Annotated in this window: 16 protein-coding genes; 9 read left to right on the top strand and 7 right to left on the bottom strand. The window is 65.7% G+C overall.

Annotated features, from left to right (window positions below; all coding sequences use genetic code 11):
* Positions 1-9: 9 nt before the first annotated feature.
* Positions 10-402: an NUDIX domain-containing protein gene (locus Q0Q48_RS15245; protein WP_295139258.1), complete on the top strand. Its 393-nt coding sequence runs from the start codon at positions 10-12 to the stop codon at positions 400-402.
* A gap of 162 nt (positions 403-564) precedes the next feature.
* Here the strand turns inward: Q0Q48_RS15245 and prpB are convergent, their stop codons facing one another.
* The 5 genes from prpB to Q0Q48_RS15220 are packed head-to-tail and all read right to left on the bottom strand — an operon-like array spanning position 565 to position 4389.
* Positions 565-1488, bottom strand: coding sequence for a methylisocitrate lyase (gene prpB / locus Q0Q48_RS15240; RefSeq protein ID WP_295139255.1), 924 nt, complete (start codon positions 1486-1488; stop codon positions 565-567).
* A 12-nt stretch (positions 1489-1500) separates the two neighbouring features.
* The gene (locus tag Q0Q48_RS15235) at positions 1501-2391 is read right to left on the bottom strand and encodes a DMT family transporter (protein ID WP_295139251.1); all 891 of its coding nucleotides are present in this window, start codon (positions 2389-2391) and stop codon (positions 1501-1503) included.
* Positions 2392-2399: 8 nt separating this feature from the next.
* The gene (locus Q0Q48_RS15230; protein ID WP_295139248.1) at positions 2400-3281 is read right to left on the bottom strand and encodes a hypothetical protein; all 882 of its coding nucleotides are present in this window, start codon (positions 3279-3281) and stop codon (positions 2400-2402) included.
* A gap of 50 nt (positions 3282-3331) precedes the next feature.
* On the bottom strand, positions 3332-4006 hold the full coding sequence (locus Q0Q48_RS15225) for a DUF1007 family protein (protein ID WP_295139247.1): 675 nt from the start codon (positions 4004-4006) through the stop codon (positions 3332-3334).
* Entirely contained in the window at positions 4003-4389 is a 387-nt protein-coding gene (locus Q0Q48_RS15220; protein WP_295139245.1) for an acyl-CoA thioesterase, read from the bottom strand. Before Q0Q48_RS15220 ends, Q0Q48_RS15225 begins: the two co-directional genes overlap by 4 nt.
* A gap of 109 nt (positions 4390-4498) precedes the next feature.
* On the opposite strand from Q0Q48_RS15220, the gene parE reads away from it, so the two are divergent.
* From parE to Q0Q48_RS15180, 8 genes are all read left to right on the top strand, one after another.
* Entirely contained in the window at positions 4499-6508 is a 2010-nt protein-coding gene (parE, locus tag Q0Q48_RS15215) for a DNA topoisomerase IV subunit B (RefSeq protein WP_295139242.1), read from the top strand.
* Positions 6509-6610: 102 nt separating this feature from the next.
* Positions 6611-7180, top strand: coding sequence for a hypothetical protein (locus Q0Q48_RS15210; RefSeq protein ID WP_295139239.1), 570 nt, complete (start codon positions 6611-6613; stop codon positions 7178-7180).
* A gap of 51 nt (positions 7181-7231) precedes the next feature.
* On the top strand, positions 7232-8281 hold the full coding sequence (locus tag Q0Q48_RS15205) for a quinone-dependent dihydroorotate dehydrogenase (protein ID WP_295139237.1): 1050 nt from the start codon (positions 7232-7234) through the stop codon (positions 8279-8281).
* 80 nt (positions 8282-8361) lie between these two features.
* Positions 8362-9267 carry a DMT family transporter gene (locus Q0Q48_RS15200; RefSeq protein ID WP_295139235.1) on the top strand — a complete coding sequence of 302 codons (906 nt, stop codon included), beginning with the start codon at positions 8362-8364 and terminating at the stop codon, positions 9265-9267.
* A gap of 13 nt (positions 9268-9280) precedes the next feature.
* Positions 9281-10432, top strand: a complete 1152-nt coding sequence (locus Q0Q48_RS15195) for a CaiB/BaiF CoA-transferase family protein (RefSeq protein ID WP_295139232.1) — start codon at positions 9281-9283, stop codon at positions 10430-10432.
* A complete protein-coding gene (locus tag Q0Q48_RS15190; RefSeq protein WP_295139228.1) occupies positions 10429-11976 on the top strand; it encodes an acetyl-CoA acetyltransferase in 1548 nt (515 codons plus the stop codon). Before Q0Q48_RS15195 ends, Q0Q48_RS15190 begins: the two co-directional genes overlap by 4 nt.
* A 12-nt stretch (positions 11977-11988) precedes the next feature.
* Complete coding sequence (locus tag Q0Q48_RS15185; RefSeq protein ID WP_295139226.1) at positions 11989-12822, top strand: phytanoyl-CoA dioxygenase family protein; 834 nt, start codon at positions 11989-11991, stop codon at positions 12820-12822.
* 5 nt (positions 12823-12827) lie between these two features.
* Positions 12828-14255 carry a coniferyl aldehyde dehydrogenase gene (locus Q0Q48_RS15180; RefSeq protein ID WP_295139223.1) on the top strand — a complete coding sequence of 476 codons (1428 nt, stop codon included), beginning with the start codon at positions 12828-12830 and terminating at the stop codon, positions 14253-14255.
* Positions 14256-14292: 37 nt separating this feature from the next.
* On the opposite strand, the gene Q0Q48_RS15175 is transcribed toward Q0Q48_RS15180, so the two are convergent.
* Positions 14293-14796 (bottom strand): hypothetical protein, encoded by a 504-nt coding sequence (locus Q0Q48_RS15175; protein WP_295139220.1) that lies wholly within the window; start codon positions 14794-14796, stop codon positions 14293-14295.
* Between the two features lie 97 nt (positions 14797-14893).
* Entirely contained in the window at positions 14894-17575 is a 2682-nt protein-coding gene (locus tag Q0Q48_RS15170) for a valine--tRNA ligase (RefSeq protein WP_295139217.1), read from the bottom strand.
* Positions 17576-17578 lie beyond the last annotated feature (3 nt).

The raw sequence follows: 17578 nt of genomic DNA, 5'->3' as shown, positions 1-17578 counted from the left end.
TGCCTCACGATGCGCGTCATTGTGAACGCGCTGCTACTGCAAGGAGGGAACATCCTCCTTGCCCGACGCAGTGCCACGCGAAAAGCGTATCCAGACGTCTGGAGCTTCCCTGGTGGGCACGTCGAGCTAGGCGAGACGCTGGAAGAGGCTCTCACCCGTGAGGCGGGCGAAGAGATCGGCATCATGCCACTCGCGTACTTTCCCCTTGGTACGATCGCAGACCCGAATGCGTTCGCCACGTATCACATGTTCGGCGTCACTTCGTGGAAAGGTGAGCCGACAATTCTCGACGACGAGCACACAGAATTGACTTGGTTCGATCTGGCGGAGGCCGCGATCCTCCCGGATCTTGCGCTGGAAGCTTATCGCCCACTGCTGAGAGGCTTGATCTCGGCTGGATGAATCAGCCTTCCAGGCAACAAGGAAGCCCGTCATCTCGACCGGAGCGCGCAGCGCGGAGCGGAGGGATCTTCTCTCCAAAATTTGCCAGCTTTTGGTGGAGAGAAGGTCTCTCCGCTCCGCACCTTCGGTGCTCCAGTCGAGACGACGGGGTGTTCTTGAAGCTCAGTCCCTCTGTGGCATGCCTTGCGGCACGACCGTCTTCACGAGCGACGCATCCAGCGCCTCGTACTCGTGGTAGCGGATCGTGTCGTAGAGCTCCTGGCGGGTCTGCATGCGGTCGATCACGTTCTGGGTGCCACCGTCGCGCTGGATGGCGGCATATACGCCCTCCTGCGCCTTGTTGGCGGCGCGCAGGGCCGAGACCGGCCATATGACCATGCGGTAACCCATCGCCTCGAACTCGGACGCGGTGAAGAACGGCGTGCGGCCGAACTCGGTCATGTTGGCCAGCAGCTTCACGCCGGGCATCGCCTTGGCGAAGGCGCGGAACATGTCGGCATTGACGAGAGCTTCGGGAAAGATCGCGTCGGCGCCGGCTTCGAGATAGAGTCGTGCCCGCGCCACGGCGCCGTCGATGCCTTCGCTCGCCGCCGCATCGGTGCGGGCGACGATCACGAGATTGCGGCGTGCCTTCGCCGCGGCGGCGACCTTGGCCGCCATGTCGTGCGGCGGGGCGAGCTTCTTGTCGTTCAGGTGGCCGCACTTCTTCGGCAGGAGCTGGTCCTCGAGATGGACGGCGGCTGCACCCGCCTCCTCGAAGGCCCTCACCATGTGCATGACGTTCAGCGCCTCGCCATAGCCGGTGTCGCCATCGACCAGCACCGGCAGGCCCGAGGCGCGCGCCACCTGGCGGATGAAGAAGCACACTTCGTCGACCGTGATCACACCCAGATCGGGCAGCCCCATCGACGACGACATGCCCGCGCCCGACAGGTAGAGCGCCTCGAAACCCGCCCGCGCCGCCTGAAGGCCCGCAATGCCATTGTGTGTGCCGGGCATGCGCAGAATCTGCGGCCGTTCGAGCAGTTTTCGGAAGCGGATGCCGGCCGGCTCCGTCGGAAGATCGGCTGCAACGAGGTACGGCATGTTCTCTCCCCTTCAGCTCTTCTGTGGCTTGCGTCCCTGCCAGCCGACCATGAGGCCCGCCCCCACGACCACGGCCGTCCCGAGCCAGGTGTAGAAATCCGGCACCTCGGCGAACATGAGGTAGCCCACGATGACCGAGCCGATCATCTGCGTATAGTTGAACGGCGCCACGAAATTGGCCGAGGCATATGTCATGGCCTTGGCGACGCAGTAGTGGCCCAGCGCGCCCAGCGCCCCCAGCGAGCAGAGCAGCGCCCAGTCGCCCCAGCCGGTCGGCATCTTCCAGTGGAAAGGCAACCAGGCCGACATGAGGATCGCGCCCAGCAGGACGCTGTAGAAGATCGACGTGGCAGGCGCGTCGATGCCCGCAAGCCGCCGGATCAGGATCTGGTACATCGCGTAGCAGACGGCGCTGCCCAACAGCAGCAGCGACTGCCACTGGAACACCGCGCTTCCGGGCCGGATCACGATCAGCACGCCGGCGAAGCCCACGACGACCGCAGCCATCCTGAAAAACGTGATGCGCTCGCCCAGCATGGGCCAGGCCAACAGCACCACGGCGAGTGGCGCCACGAAGGTCACAGCGATCGCTTCGGCCACCGGGATCGACTTCACGGCGGAGAAAAAGAACAGCGTCGACAGCATCATCATCACGGAGCTGACGAACTGCGTGCCGATGCGGCGCGTGCGCAGCAGCCCCAGCCCCATGCGAGGCATGAACACTGCAGCCACCAGCACCAGGTGCATGATGATCCGGAACCAGACGATCTCCTGCGGGTCGTAGGTGGCGGCCAGCAGCTTCACCAGACCGTTCATGATCGGGAACAGCGCGCAGGCCGTGCACATGAAGAGCACGCCCAGCAGCGGCCGTGACGACCGGCTGGGCGCCTGGATCTCGGCCATTCAGGGCCTCAGCGCAGGAAGCGTTCGAGTGAGCCCAGCAGCAGCGTGCCACCCGTCGCGATGACGATCAGCGAGGCGGCGATGGCAGTGAAGCGTCCGATCTCCTGGGAGCGCCCCTCGGCGATGATAAGCCGGTGCGCCACCATCGAGGCCATGCCGATGGCCGCCAGGGTGATCGCCATGCCGAGCGCAATGGCGATGACGCCGACGACTCCTGCCCACAGCACGTCGAGCGCGATCGACAGGAGAATGATGATCAGCGCACCGGCGCAGGGCGCGATGCCGGCCGCCGTCAACAGCAGCCACCCTGCGATCGTACGCTGCGGCGGCTCGTGGTCGTGGTGATGATGGTGGTCGTGATCATGCGCGTGGTCGTGACCGTGGTGATGACCATGATCGTACCCGTGCCCCTGGTCGCCGTGCGGATGCTCATGCAGACGGCCCGTGATGCCGGCCCAAAGCCGCCAGAACCCCACCAGCACGATCAGCGTATAGGAGACGATCTCGACGTTGCGCACCTCGCGCAGCGCACCGAGCAGGCCAACCGTCGACGAGAGCTTCAATGCACCGGCGAGGAGAAGCGCCGCCAGGGTGTGGGTGAAGGCGATCCAGCCGCCGGCGAAGATGCCCTCTATCCAGGCGCGTGGCCGGCTGCTGTCGAGGAAATAGGCCACCACGACGGCCTTGCCGTGCCCCGGGCCCAGCGTGTGCACGACGCCGTAGCCGAAGCATACAGTGACCAGAGTCCAAAGCGCGAGCGAGCCCGTGCCTGACTGCACGTCGCGCAACGACGTCGACAGCACCTGGTTGATGCGGCGCTGGTAGTCGGCCGAATAGCGCGCCAGTTCGGCGACGCCGTCGCTGAACACCAGCGCGGCCCCAAGGGCCACCAGAAGGAGGAGCCCAACCCAGAGGAAGGGCGAGCGCAGTGCGGAAGTCCTTACGGAAGTTGGCATGTCACCACGTCGGCGAAGATGGGATAGCCGCGTACGAACTCGGCTTTGTGGGTCGGATGCTTGCCCAGGGTGCAGCCGGCCGGAACCGAGGCCTTGTCGACCTCGATCCGGATGAAGTCCTCGGGATCGTATGTGACGATCGACACGAGCTTGGACGGCTGGGGCAGCGCGAAGCGCATCACATATACGAGATTGCGCGCGCCCTGCTTGCGCGGCACGCCCGGCGCGTCGGCCCGTTTGTTGGCCGGCATCGGCATGCCGGCATTGTCGCCGGCGTTGCGGTCCCATTCCGGCGGAACAAAGCTCGCCGGATCGTCGATACGCACCGAAAACTGCGGCGCCTTGGGTGGCCGGAAGTCCTTTCCGCCGGTGTTGATCCAGCTCAGGTACCCGTCCTTGCCAAGCTCGGGCATCATCTCGTCAGCGAGCAGCTTGGCCTCGCGGGCGGAAACCTTGCCGTTCTTGTCCTCGTCGATCAGCGGAATCTCGACCTCGCTGGAAAACGGGTCGAAACGCCATTCGATCTCGACATGCGTGTATTTCCCATCCTTGGCGACCATGCGCACGACCTGCTGCACGACGATGTGCGGATGGGCGAGCGCCACAGCCGGCGCGAGCAGCGCCAGGGCGGCCAGGGCCGGGGCGAGCAGCCGCCTCACGTCGGCTCCTGATGCGGTACCGCGCGCGGCTTGCCCTCGTCATCGATCGCCACGAAGACGAAGGTCCCGTGGGTCACCTGGATGTCGGTTTCCTCGTGCCGGCGCTGGACGACGGTCTCGAGCCCGATGGTGATCGACGTCCGGCCGACTTTCACGACTTCCCCATAGATCGACACCATGTCTCCCACCTTGATCGGCTGGACGAAGGTCATGGCCGTGATCGCCACCGTGGCCACCCTGCCCTTCGCCACCCGGGCCGCGAGCGAGCCGCCCGCGATGTCCATCTGGCTCAGCACCCAGCCGCCGAAAATGTCGCCGTTTCCGTTCATGTCAGCGGGCTGCGGAACGGTCCTTACGATGGGATCGCGGCGACTTTCGGACATCAATTCCTCACCGGATGTGGTTGCTTTCACGCGGTTTTGCTACCATACCCATGCCGGACCGGCCACCCAGCGATCCCCTCGCGCGGCCGCGGAAAGACAAGAAGCAGGCATGGCACGAAACGGCGATCTGTTCGATCGGTCTGGCGGCGGCAAGCGCGCCGCGGGGCCGAAGGAAAACTCCTACACGGCGAGTGACATCGAGGTGCTGGAGGGGCTGGAGCCCGTCCGCAAGCGCCCCGGCATGTACATCGGCGGTACCGATGAACGGGCCATGCATCATCTCGTGGCCGAGATCCTCGACAATTCGATGGACGAGGCCGTTGCCGGCCACGCCGACACGATCTGGCTGGAGATGCTGCCGGGCAATTATGTCTCGGTGCGCGACAATGGCCGCGGCATGCCGGTCGATCCGCACCCCAAGTTCAAGAACAAGTCGGCGCTGGAGGTGATCCTCACCACGCTGCACGCCGGTGGCAAATTCAACAGCAAGGTCTACGCCACCTCGGGCGGCCTGCACGGCGTCGGCGCCTCGGTCGTGAACGCGCTCTCGGACGATCTCGTCGTGGAGGTCGCCCGCGACCGCCAGGCCTGGACGCAGAGCTTCTCGCGAGGCCTTCCGGTTTCCAAGCTGAAGCCGGCCGGCCCGGCCCCCAACCGGCGCGGCACGATCGTCACCTTCCATCCCGATCCCGAGATCTTCGGCAAGCAGCAGTTCGTCCCTGAGCGCCTCTACCGCATGGTGCGCTCCAAGGCCTACCTGTTCCGCGGCGTCGAGATCCGCTGGAAGTGCGACAAGTCTCTTCTCAAGACCGGCGGGATTCCCGAGGAAGAGACGTTCCACTTCCCCAACGGCCTGAAGGACTACATCACCTCCGAGATCGGCCAGCGGCCGACGGTCGTGCCGCAGCCCTTCGCTGGCGAGGCCAAAAACGACGGCAACGGCAAGGTCGAGTGGGCCGTCTGGTGGCCGAACGACGAGGAAGGCTTCGTCCGTTCCTACTGCAACACCGTGCCCACCTCCGAGGGCGGCACCCACGAATCGGGCTTCCGCAGCGCGCTGGTGCGCGGCCTCAAGCGCTATGCCGAGTTGACAGGGAATCGCAAGGGCTCGGTCATCACCGCCGACGACGTGATCGACGGCTCCGCTGCCCTCGTCTCGGTCTTCATCGAACAGCCGCAGTTCCAGGGCCAGACGAAGGAAAAGCTGGTCAGCGTCGAGGCGACCAAGATCGTCGAGACGATCGTCGGCGACAATTTCGAGCACTGGCTGATCGGCGACAAGGAAGCCGGCAACGTCCTGCTTGAGCACGTCGTCGCCAAGGCCGAGGAACGGCTGCGGCGCCGTCAGGACCGGGAACAGCAGCGCAAGACCGCAACGCGCAAGCTCCGGCTGCCGGGCAAGCTCGCCGACTGTTCCAGTTCCGCCTCGATCGGCACCGAAATCTTCCTTGTCGAGGGCGATTCGGCCGGTGGCTCCGCCAAGGCGGCGCGCAATCGCGAGACCCAGGCCATCCTGCCGCTGCGTGGCAAGATCCTGAACGTGGCCAGCGCCAGTTCCGAGAAGATGCGCGAGAACCAGGAGATCCAGGACCTCATCCAGGCCCTGGGCTGCGGCGCAGGCGCCCACTACAACGACGACCGCCTGCGCTATGAGCGGGTCATCATCATGACCGACGCCGACGTGGACGGTGCGCACATCGCGTCGCTACTGATGACGTTCTTCTACCGCGAGATGCCGAAGCTGATCGAGAACGGCCATCTGTTCCTGGCCCAGCCGCCGCTCTATCGCATCAGCAAGGGCGGCCGCACCGAGTATGCCCAGGACGATGCCCAGAAGGACGAGCTGGTCCGGACGGTGTTCAACGGCAAGGCCGACATCACCCGCTTCAAGGGTCTGGGCGAAATGCAGTCGGTTCACCTGCGCGAGACGACCATGGACCCGAGCAAGCGCGTGCTGCTGAAGGTCGACGTGCCGTTGATCACGGGTGCAGAGCCGGACGCCCGAGTCGAGGAAATGCGGACCCGGACCCTCGTAGAGGACCTGATGGGCCGCAAGCCTGAGAAGCGCTACGCCTTCATCCAGGAGAACGCCCGGTTCGCCCGCGACCTCGACGTGTGAGGCGGGCGGCTGCGGGATAACGGCGTGCGCGCAGAAATGTGACATTCCAGGAGCCATGCTCCGGGCTTATGATAGTTGGATAATCTGCCGAGGAGTTTCCTCATGCGTTTCAGGTCCAGGATCGTCGCCGCCGTGCTGGCGGTCGCCGCCATTCCGGCAGCTGCCTACGGCGCCGTGATCGGCGGCACCTACTACGCCGTGCAGTACGACTACCGCGAATTCTTCGCCGCCACTGACGGCAAGAACTTCCAGGTCGTGCTCCAGGGAAATCCCTTCCCCGGCACCGACCCGGCGGTCGTTGCACGCGATCTGCTGCCGATGATGCAGGCGGCCAAGCCAATGCCCCGGCTCACCTTCACCTACGAGTCACCGCCGGAGCCGCCGCGGCCGGATTATCGCCTGATCCTGGTCTTCGACCCGGCGAACGACCTCAACAGCGATTCCGTCTGCAAGGGCACGGTGCGCTTCAAGCCCGGCAAGCCCGGAATCTTCAATGTCTATGCCATCTACTGCCGCAACGACATGACGATGTCCGAGACGACCGCCTGGACTGCTGCGAGCGGCCCGACCGATCCGCGCATCGGCGAGCTCTTCCGCGAACTGTTCATGGTCGTCTTCTCCGACTCCCCGTCTCTCCGTCCCAATCAGGGCGGCGGCATGGGCCGCTTCTAGCGGCCGTGGGCGCCAAGCGCTCCACAGGTAACTTCTGCTAACCAGACGGCAATGGCCGTCTGGTATTCTCTCCTCGATCTCGCGCTCTCCCGCCTCGACGCGGAGGCCGCCCATGGTCTCGCCATCCGCGCGCTGAAGACCGGCCTTCTGCCGGGCGACGGGCGGGCCGACGCCGCCTCCCTGACAACGAAAGTCTGGGGACGCACGCTGCCCAATCCGATCGGTCTCGCCGCCGGCTTCGACAAGAACGCCGAGGTCGCCGACGCCATGCTGGCCCAGGGCTTCGGCCTTGTGGAGATCGGCAGCGTCACGCCGAGACCGCAGGAAGGCAATCCGCGTCCCCGCCTGTTCCGGCTGCCCGAGGATCGCGGCGTCATCAATCGCATGGGCTTTCCCGGGCACGGGCTGGAGGCCGCCCGCGCGCGCTTGGCCGCCCGTCCGCGCCGCGGCTTCGTCGGCGTCAACATCGGCGCCAACAAGGACAGCACCGACCGCGCCGCCGACTACGTTACGGGCTGCGTGGCGTTGGCGCCCTATGCCGACTATCTCGTCTGCAACGTCTCCTCGCCCAACACGCCGGGCCTGCGCAACCTGCAGGGCCGAACCGAGCTGGCAGGCCTGCTCAAGCGCGTGCAGGACGCGATCGCTGCCAAGCCCGTGCCGCTGGTGGTCAAGATCGCCCCTGACGCGACCGACGATGACCTAGACGACATCGTCTTCGTCTGCCGCGACCTCAGGCTGGACGGCATCATCATCGGCAACACCACGCTCTCCCGCCCACCCTCGCTGAAGTCGGAGCGCCGCGGAGAGACAGGCGGCCTGTCCGGCGCCCCGCTGACGGCCCTGTCGACCGAGGTGCTGCGCAAGACCGCGCAGCGTGTCGAGCGGCAGTTCCCGCTGATCGGCTGCGGCGGCGTGGGTTCGGGTGCCGACGCCTACGCCAAGATCCGCGCCGGCGCCACGCTGGTGCAGCTCTATTCGGCCATGGTCTATCAGGGGCCGCCGCTGATCCGCCGCATCAAGGATGAACTCGCGGCTTTGCTGGCCCGCGACGGCTTCGCGTCGGTCGGCGATGCGGTCGGGGCCGATATCCGGGGCTGATCCCCGTCGCATCGCGAAAATCTAAACCGCAGACGCGAGGCGGATGAGCCCATACACTCCCGGCCAGGGAGATAAACGCCGTGCCGCTCTGGATACCGATCACCGTCGCTGCCGCTTTGTGCCAGAACATCCGCACGACGATGCAGCAGAAGATTCGCGGCATCCTGAGCGTCGATGGCGCCAACTTCGTACGCTACCTCTACGGCGCCCCGCTGGCGCTCGGCATGCTGGCTTTCCTGGTGTTCGTGACCGGTCGGCACGTGCCGTCGATCTCGCTGCATTTTCTGCTGCTGGTGACCATCGCCGGCGTGGCCCAGATCGTAGCCACCTCGCTGATGATCCACGCCTTCTCGCTCCGCAACTTCGCAGTCGGCACGGTCTATTCCAAGACGGAGACGGTATTCGTGGCCCTCTTCGCGACCTTCATCGCCGGCGAGCCGCTGAAGCTCGGCGCCTGGGCCGGCATCCTGGTCTGCCTGGGCGGCGTCGCCATCCTGAGCGTGCGCGGAAAATTCTCCGACGTGCGTGGCGTGCTGGCCGACCTCACGCACAAGGGGGCGATGTACGGCATCCTGTCGGGCGCGATCTTCGCCATCGCCGCCGGCACGATCCGCGAGGCCTCGAAGCTGCTGCCGGAGGGCGACTTCATGGTGCGCGGCATCACCGTGCTCGCCTGCATGAACACCATCCAGGTCGTCCTGATGGCGCTCTACCTCGCGCGGCGCGATCGTCCGCAACTCTCGAAAGTCTGGTTCAACTGGCGCTCCTCGATCTGGGTCGGCATCTTCAGCGTGCTGGGCTCGGCCGGCTGGGCACTCGCCATGACGCTCGAGAACGCCGCGCTGGTGCGGGCGGTCGGCCAGATCGAGCTGGTCTTCACCTTCATCTCTTCCCGTCTCATCCTCAAGGAACGGCCGTCCCTCGGCGAGTGGATCGGCAGCATCCTTGTAGTGGGCGGCGTCGTCCTCATCCTCGCAACCCGGTGATCCCATGACAGACATGACAAGGCCGCTCGACGGCCTGCGCATCCTCGACTTCTCGACCACCATCGCCGGCCCGCACTGCAGCCGCCTGCTCGCCGACATGGGTGCCGACGTGGTGAAGGTCGAATCGCCGGAAGGCGACCTGATGCGCTCGCGGCCGGTGCAGCGCGACGGCTTCAGCACGATGTTCGGCCAGCTGAATGCAGGCAAGAAGTCGATCGTGCTCGATCTCAAGAAGCCCGAAGCGGTCGCCGCCATCAAGAAGCTGGCCACCACGGTCGACATCCTGGTCGAGAACTACCGGCCTGGCGTCATGAAGCGGCTGGGGCTCGACTATGCCGAACTGTCCAGGGTCAACCCGCGGCTGATCTACTGCGCCATCTCGGGCTACGGTCAGACCGGGCCCGGCGCCGGCCGCCCCGCCTACGCGCCGGTCATCCATGCCTCGACCGGCTACGACATGGCACATCTCTTCTACCAGCAGGGCCGGCAGAGGCCGGACAATTGCGGCATCTTCGTCGCCGACTATGCCAGCGGCGCCTATGCGATGGGCGCCATCCTCGCGGCCGTCCACCAGCGCCATGCCACCGGCAAGGGTCAGATGGTCGACGTGTCGATGTTCGAGACGCTGGTCGGCATGCTGCTGGGCGAGGTCAACCGCGCCCAGTTCGACTTCGAGATGCCCTCGCGGCCGATGTACGGCCCGATCGAAGCCAGCGACGGCTACGTGATGCTGGCTACAGCCAGCGAGAAGACCTTCCAGGACATGGCGACTGCCGCCGGCCGGCGCGACTGGCTGACCGATCCGCGCTTCGAGAAATACCAGGACCGCCGCATGAACTGGGGGCTGCTGGTCGACGAACTCGAGGAGTGGTCGAAGAAGCTGAGCGTCCAGGAGGTCGTGGCGGCGCTGGAGAAGCAGGGCGTCCCCTGCTCGCCCTATGTCACGGTCACCGAGGCCCTTCAGGACCCGCAGGTCGAGCATCGCGGCTCGCTATGCACCATCGAGGATGGTGGCGGCAGCTACAAATCGCCAGCACCGCCCTTCCGCTTCTCCGGCTCCCCGCTGCAGAGCGGTCCCAAGGTCGCCGCGCTCGGTGAAGACACCAAGACCGTGCTGGCACAGGCCGGCCTGACCCCGTCCGAGATCGAGGCCCTCGTAAAATGATCGATCCGCGTACCCCCATCCTGGTCGGCGCCGGCCAGATCACAGATACGGTCGGCAACCCCTCGAGCGACCGCTCGCGGGTCGCCTTCTGCGCCGAGGCCGCCGGCCTGGCACTCGAAGACACGCAGGCCGCCATTGGCGGTCATGCGCTTGGTCATCTGGTCGACGCCATCGCCGTCATGGAGTTCTTCAGCGACATCAGCCCGCGCTTCGCCTCGCCCTACGGCCGCTCGAGCAATCCGCCGCAGAGCGTCGCCAACCGGCTCCACGCCGATCCAAAGCAGCTGCTCTACACGCACTCGGGCGGCAACATGCCCCAGTACCTGGTGAACAAGTTCGCCGAGCAGATCGCCAACGGCGAGACCGAACTGGCGTTGATCTGCGGCGCCGAGCTGCTGCGCAGCACGCAGAACGCGCGACGCGCCAACATGAAGATCGACTGGAACGAGGATCCGGGCGGCGGCGAGCCGGTGCGCATCGGCGATCCCCGCTTCGGCTTCAGCGAGGAGGAAGCGCGCCACGATCTGCGTGCCGCGATCCACTTCTATCCGCTGCTGGAGAACGCCATCCGCGGCGGGCTAAACCGCGACGTCGATAGCCACATGAAGGCGATGGGCCGCCTGTTCGCGCGCCTCGCCGCCGTGGCCAAGGACAACCCTCTGGCCACGCGCCGCGAGGGCTACAGCGCCGAGGCCCTGTCGACGATCTCGCCAGACAATCGCTGGATCTGCTTCCCCTATCCGCGCCTGATGAACGCCAACGCCATCATCGATCAGGCGGCGGCCGTGCTCGTTACCTCGGTCGAGAAGGCCCGCGAATGGGGCATCCCGCAGGAGCGCTGGGTGTTCCTGCACGGCTGCGCCGATGGGACCGACACCTGGGTGGTGTCAGAGCGAGAGAAGCTCGACTCCTCGCCCGCAATCCGCGGCTGCGCCCGCATCGCCCTCGACATGGCCGGCAAGAAAGTCTCGGACATCGATGCCTTCGATCTCTACAGCTGCTTCCCCTCGGCGGTCGAAGTCGCGATGACGGAGATCGGTATCGCCGAGGACGATCCGCGCCCGATCAGTGTGACGGGCGGCCTGCCGTTCTTCGGCGGCCCCGGCAACAACTACGTCACGCATTCGATCGCGGAGATGATGAACGTGGTCCGCGCCAAGCCCGGCTCCTTCGGCATGGTGACGGCCAACGGCAACTACCTCACCAAGCATTCGGCCGGCCTCTACTCGACCGAGCCCACGAAGGGACCGTGGAAGCGCGACGACCCGAAGAAGTTCCAGGCCGAGCTCGACGCGCTTCCGAAGCGCAGAGTCGAAACCAAACCGACGGGCGCCGGCACGATCGAGACCTACTGCGTCACCTACGGCAAGGACGCGCCCGAACGCGGCTACATCCTGGGCCGTCTCGACGGCACCGGCGACCGCTTCGTCGCCATGACCCCTGACGATCCCGCCCTGGTCGGCGACATGCTGACGCGCGAGCAGCTCGGGCGTAAGGTATCGGTCTCCGAAACGGGCGGCCGCAACATCTTCCGCCCTGTCTGAGGCGAGGTGACGATGCCGAACGTCCTGAGCGCGGCACAGGCCGCGGAGTTCCATGAGAAAGGCTTCACCTATGCGCGTGGGCTGTTCTCGCCGGACGAGGTCAAGCTGCTGACCCGAGCCATGGAGGAGGATCCGGCGGTGAGGAACAGCATCCTGGACCGTCGCGATGGCGAGGGCCGCTCGACGCGCATCGCCCTCTGGAACCGGGCCGGCGACAGCGTCTATGGCCTCGCCGCCCGCGTGCGACGCATGGTCGACACGTCGGCGGCGCTGCTGGGCGGGCCGGTCTATCACTACCAGTCGAAGCTCACGGCCAAGGAGCCCGAGGTCGGCGGTGCCTGGGAATGGCATCAGGATTACGGCTACTGGTACTACAACGGCTGTCTGCGGCCCGACATGCTCTCGATCATGATCGGGCTCGACCGCACCAACCGCGAGAATGGCTGCCTGCAGATCGCCACCGGCTCCCACAAGCTCGGACGCATCGACCATACGCCGCTGTCGCCGACCCAGAACGAGGTCGACCCCAGGCGCATGCCGCACATCCTCGAGAAGTGCCCGATCGAGTATTGCGAACTGGAAGCTGGCGACGCGTTGATCTTCCACTGCAACGCGATCCATCGCTCGGATGCCAACCGCTCTCCCAACCGGCGCTGGACCCTGCTGATCTGCTACAATCGGGTCGACAACGACACCTTCACCAGGGTCGACGACCGCTACTACGTACCGCTGGAACCAGTCGACGACGACGCGATCCGTCGCGCGGGCCTGCGCTTCGCGCGCGGCGACGGGCAGGAGCATTTCGCCAGCAAGCCGTACGTCCCGGACCTCCGGAAGGCCTCGTAGCAAACATGCCCGGTCCCAGGCTGATCGAAATCCTGCTGAAGCAGCGCAAGGCCCAGCTCAATGATGGTGCGCCAACCGCCGAGCAGCGCATCGACCGCCTCAACCGCTGCATAGGCCTGCTGGTCGACCGGCGGCGCGACATCGAGGCGGCCCTCACCACCGATTTCGGCGCGCGCTCGCCCACCGTGACTGCCTTCGCCGACGTCGCGAGTTCGATCGGTCCTCTGAAGCACGCGCGCGATCATGTGCGGCACTGGATGAAGACCGAACGGCGCCGAACGACGCCGCGCATCCTCGGGTTCCTCGGCGCGCGTGCCGAGATCCGCTACCAGCCCAAGGGCGTGGTCGGCGTGATCAGTCCGTGGAACTTCCCGGTCAACCTCACCTTCGCACCGCTCGCCGGAGTCCTTGCCGCCGGCAACCGGGCCATGATCAAGCCTTCCGAGACGACGCCGGCTACGTCCGAGCTGCTGAAGCAGATGTTCGCCAGCGCCTTCGACGAGAGCGAGATCGCCGTCGTCACCGGCGGGCCGGAGGTCGGACAAGCCTTTTCATCCCTGCCCTTCGACCACCTCGTCTTCACCGGCGCTACCGCGATCGGCCGACATGTGATGCGAGCGGCGGCGGAGAACCTCGTGCCGGTGACGCTCGAACTCGGCGGCAAGAGTCCGGTCGTGATCGGGCACTCGGCCGACATGTCCGTTGCCGCGGCGCGGATCATGAACGGCAAGACGCTCAACGCGGGCCAGATCTGCCTGGCGCCGGACTATGTTCTGGCGCCGGCCGACCGACTCCCGGATTTCGTGAACGCGGCAAAGGCGTCCGTCGGAAAGATGTTCCCGAGCATCCGTGAGAGCCCGGATTACACCGCCATCGTCACCGACCGCCATTATGCACGGCTGATGGACTATCTCGACGATGCGCGGGCCAAGGGCGCGGAAATCGTCGAGATCAATCCGAGCGCCGAGGATCTGCGTCAGCAACCGCATCGCCGCATCGCGCCGACCCTGATCCTCAATCCGACCGACGAGATGAAGGTCATGCAGGAAGAGATCTTCGGGCCGCTGCTGCCCGTGAAGGCCTATCACGATGTCCAAGATGCGATCGACTACATCAACGCCCACGACCGGCCGCTCGGCCTCTACTATTTCGGCAGCGACGCGGCGGAGCGCGACCGGGTGCTCGACGGCACGACGTCAGGCGGCGTCACGGTGAACGACGTCGTGATGCACGTCGCCCAGGAGGAACTGCCGTTCGGCGGCATAGGCCCGGCCGGCATGGGCGCCTATCACGGCCATGACGGCTTTCGCGAGTTCAGCCATCGCAAGTCGATCTACCACCAGATCAAGTGGGATCTCGCGCCGCTGCGCATGCTGCGCCCGCCCTACGGTGCCGGGCTGGCGAAATACCTAGGAATGCAGATCAAGCGTTGAAGACGAAAGGTCCCTCGCGAGCAAGGGACCTTCATCGTCAGGCCGCCTTGATGTTCGAGCGCTTGATGCGGTCGAGATTGGAGCCCTCGATACGCACCAGCCTCGTCAGACCGTCGCGCTTGGGCGAGTGGACGACACCTACATCGTAGAAGTGACTGTCGCCGGGCTTCAACACGTAGGTCTTCGTGGGCTCGACCAGGCTCGGTTCATCGCCCTCGCCCTTCTTCACGATCCGCCAGTCCGTCATCTCGGTGTCGCCCGTCGCGAGGCCGTAGATCGCCCAGCTGGGACCGTGATCGTGCGGCGCACCGTGGGCGGCCGTCTCATAGACGTGCCCGCAGATGCAGAAGCCCAGTTCCGGATCCTCGTACAGGACCTTGCGCGGACGGCACTGGTCGGCGGTCAGGTGCTTCGCGACGAATTCTTCGTCGAGCAATACCTTCGACACCAGCCTGCAGACTTCCTGCTTCCCCGCGGTTCCCGAATCGGCCTTGAGGGCCTGGCGAATGTCGGCGCTCAACTGCTCCAGAGTATAGGTCATTCCTTGCCTCCATCTGAATATCCATATTCGCACGGTGGATACTGGAGATCACCCCTTCACCGCCGTCGGCAATCGCTCTGCGAGCCAAGCGTGCCCGCTAGACGCCCAACCTCTCCAGCGCCGCGCTGAGACGTGCCCCCGTCTGCTCGGCCTGCGCCCGGCGCTCGCGCTGCTCTTCCACGACCTCTTCCGGCGCGCGTGCGACGAAGGCGGCATTGGCGAGCTTGGCGTCGATCTTGCCGACTTCGTCGGTAAGCTTCTTGATCTCCTTCTGAAGGCGCACGCTCTCAGCCTTGAGGTCGATCACCTCGCCGACCGGCAGGGCGTAGGTCGCCTCGCCGACGACGATCTGCAGCGACGCCTTGGGAGCCGAGGCGGCCGCCTCCACGCCCTCGATGCGGGCGAGCCGCTCTATGGCGGCACGATGGGTCTCCAGCCGCGCCGTCGTCGTGTCGTTGCCGCCGATCACCAGCAGTTTGAGCTTCGCGCCGGCCGGCACGTTCAGCTCGGCGCGGGCCGAGCGGATATCCTGGATCAGCTTCACCAGCCAGCTCATTTCGGCATCGGCTGCCGCATCGATGGCGGTCGGCGCCGGCCAGGGCTGGGCGATCAGCGGTCCGTGCTCGGCGCGATGGCCGAGTTTGTCCCACAGTTCCTCGGTGATGAACGGCATCACCGGGTGCATCAGCTTCACCGTCTCGCGCAGCACGAAGGCGGTGACGGCGCGCGTCTCGTCCTTCTCCAGCCCGTCGGCACCCTGCAGGATCGGCTTGGTGAGCTCGACGTACCAGTCGCAAACAATGCCCCAGACGAATTCGTAGAGCGTGCTGGCCGCCTCGTTCAGCCGAAAGTCGGTGAGCGCCTTGTCGATCGCCTGGTTGGCGCGTGCGAGTTCGCCCAGCATCCATTTGTTGACCGTGAGCTTGGCCGACGCGGGATCGAAGCCTTGCGGCAGCGCCGCGCCGTTCATCTCGGCAAATCGCGTCGCGTTCCAGAGCTTGGTCGCGAAGTTGCGCGCGCCCTCGACACGGGCCGGCGACAGACGCAACCGGCCGGCCTGAGCGGCCGCCAGCGACGTCATGGTGAAGCGCAGCGCGTCGGCCCCATACTTGTCAATCAGCTCCAGGGGGTCGATCACGTTCCCCTTGGATTTCGACATCTTCTGGCCCTTCTCGTCCGTCACCAGCCCGTGCAGGTAGACGGTGCGGAACGGCACCTCCTTCATGAAGTGCATGCCCATCATCATCATGCGGGCGACCCAGAAGAACAGGATGTCCCAGCCGGTGACGAGTGTGCTGGTCGGATAATATTTCGCCAGTTCCGGCGTCTGGTCGGGCCAGCCCAGGGTCGAGAACGGCCAGAGGGCGGAACTGAACCAAGTATCGAGCACGTCGGGATCGCGCTCCAGCGCGACGTCCTTGCCATAGTGCGCCCGTGCCTCCGCCTTCGCCTCCTCCTCGGACAGCGCCACGAAGACCTTCTTGTCCGGGCCGTACCAGGCCGGGATCTGGTGGCCCCACCAGAGCTGCCGCGATACGCACCAGGGTTCGATGTTCTCCATCCAGCGGAAGAAATCCTCGCGCCCGCGTTCAGGCACGAACTTCACCCGGCCGTCGCGCGCCGCCGCCAGCGGCGCCTCGGCCAGCTTCTTCGCGTCGGCGTACCACTGCTCGGTGAGATAGGGCTCGACCGGCACGCCGCCGCGGTCGCCGTACGGCACCGCATGGGTGTGCGGCTCGATCTTCTCGACGAGACCGAGTTCCTCCATCTCGGCGACGACGACCTTGCGCGCCTCGAAGCGGTCGAGGCCGCGATACTTCTCCGGCGCCTTGTCGTTCACCCGCGCGAACTTGTCGAAGATGTTGATGGCCTCGAGATTGTGCCGGCGGCCGACCTCGAAATCGTTGAAGTCGTGCGCCGGCGTGATCTTGACGGCGCCGGAGCCTTTTTCAGGATCCGAATACTCGTCGCCCACGATCGCGATCCGGCGGCCGACCAGCGGCAGCACCGCATGTTTGCCGATCAAGTGCTTCCACTTCGGATCGTCGGGATGCACGGCGATACCGGTATCGCCCAGCATGGTCTCGGGTCGCGTCGTCGCGACGACGATGAATTCGTCCGGGCTGCCCTCGATCGGATACTTGAAGTACCAGAGATGGCCCTTCACTTCGCGCGACTCGACCTCGAGGTCGGAGATCGCGGTCAGCATCTTGGGGTCCCAGTTGACCAGCCGCAGGTCCTTGTAAATCAGGCCCTGCTTGTAGAGTTCGACGAACACCTTGAGCACGGCCCTGGACAGGCCCTCATCCATGGTGAAGCGCTCGCGGCTCCAGTCACAGGAGGCGCCGAGGCGTCGGAGCTGGCTGGTGATCGTGCCGCCGGAATAGGCCTTCCACTCCCAGACCTTGGCGAGAAATTCCTCGCGGTTCAGCAGCTTCTTGTTGGCGTCGTTCCTGGCCGCGCCCTCGACCGCGAGGCCGATGCCTTCCTGCTCGAGGTTGCGCACGACCACCATCTGCGTGGCGATGCCCGCATGGTCAGTGCCGGGCTGCCACAGCACGTCATCACCCTTCATGCGGCGCCAGCGGATCAGAACGTCCTGCAGCGTGTTGTCGAGCGCATGCCCCATGTGAAGGCTGCCCGTGACGTTGGGCGGCGGGATGACGATGCAGTAAGGCTGCTTCGGCGACTCGGGATGGGCGCGGAAGGCGCCCGCGCTTTCCCATTCCGGGTAGCGCCGGGCCTCGATTTCCTTGGGGTCGTAGGTCTTGTCGAGCATGGT

Source organism: uncultured Reyranella sp. (assembly GCF_945957355.1).
Classification (GTDB): Bacteria; Pseudomonadota; Alphaproteobacteria; order Reyranellales; family Reyranellaceae; genus Reyranella.
This window is presented reverse-complemented; position numbering and strand designations above follow the sequence as displayed.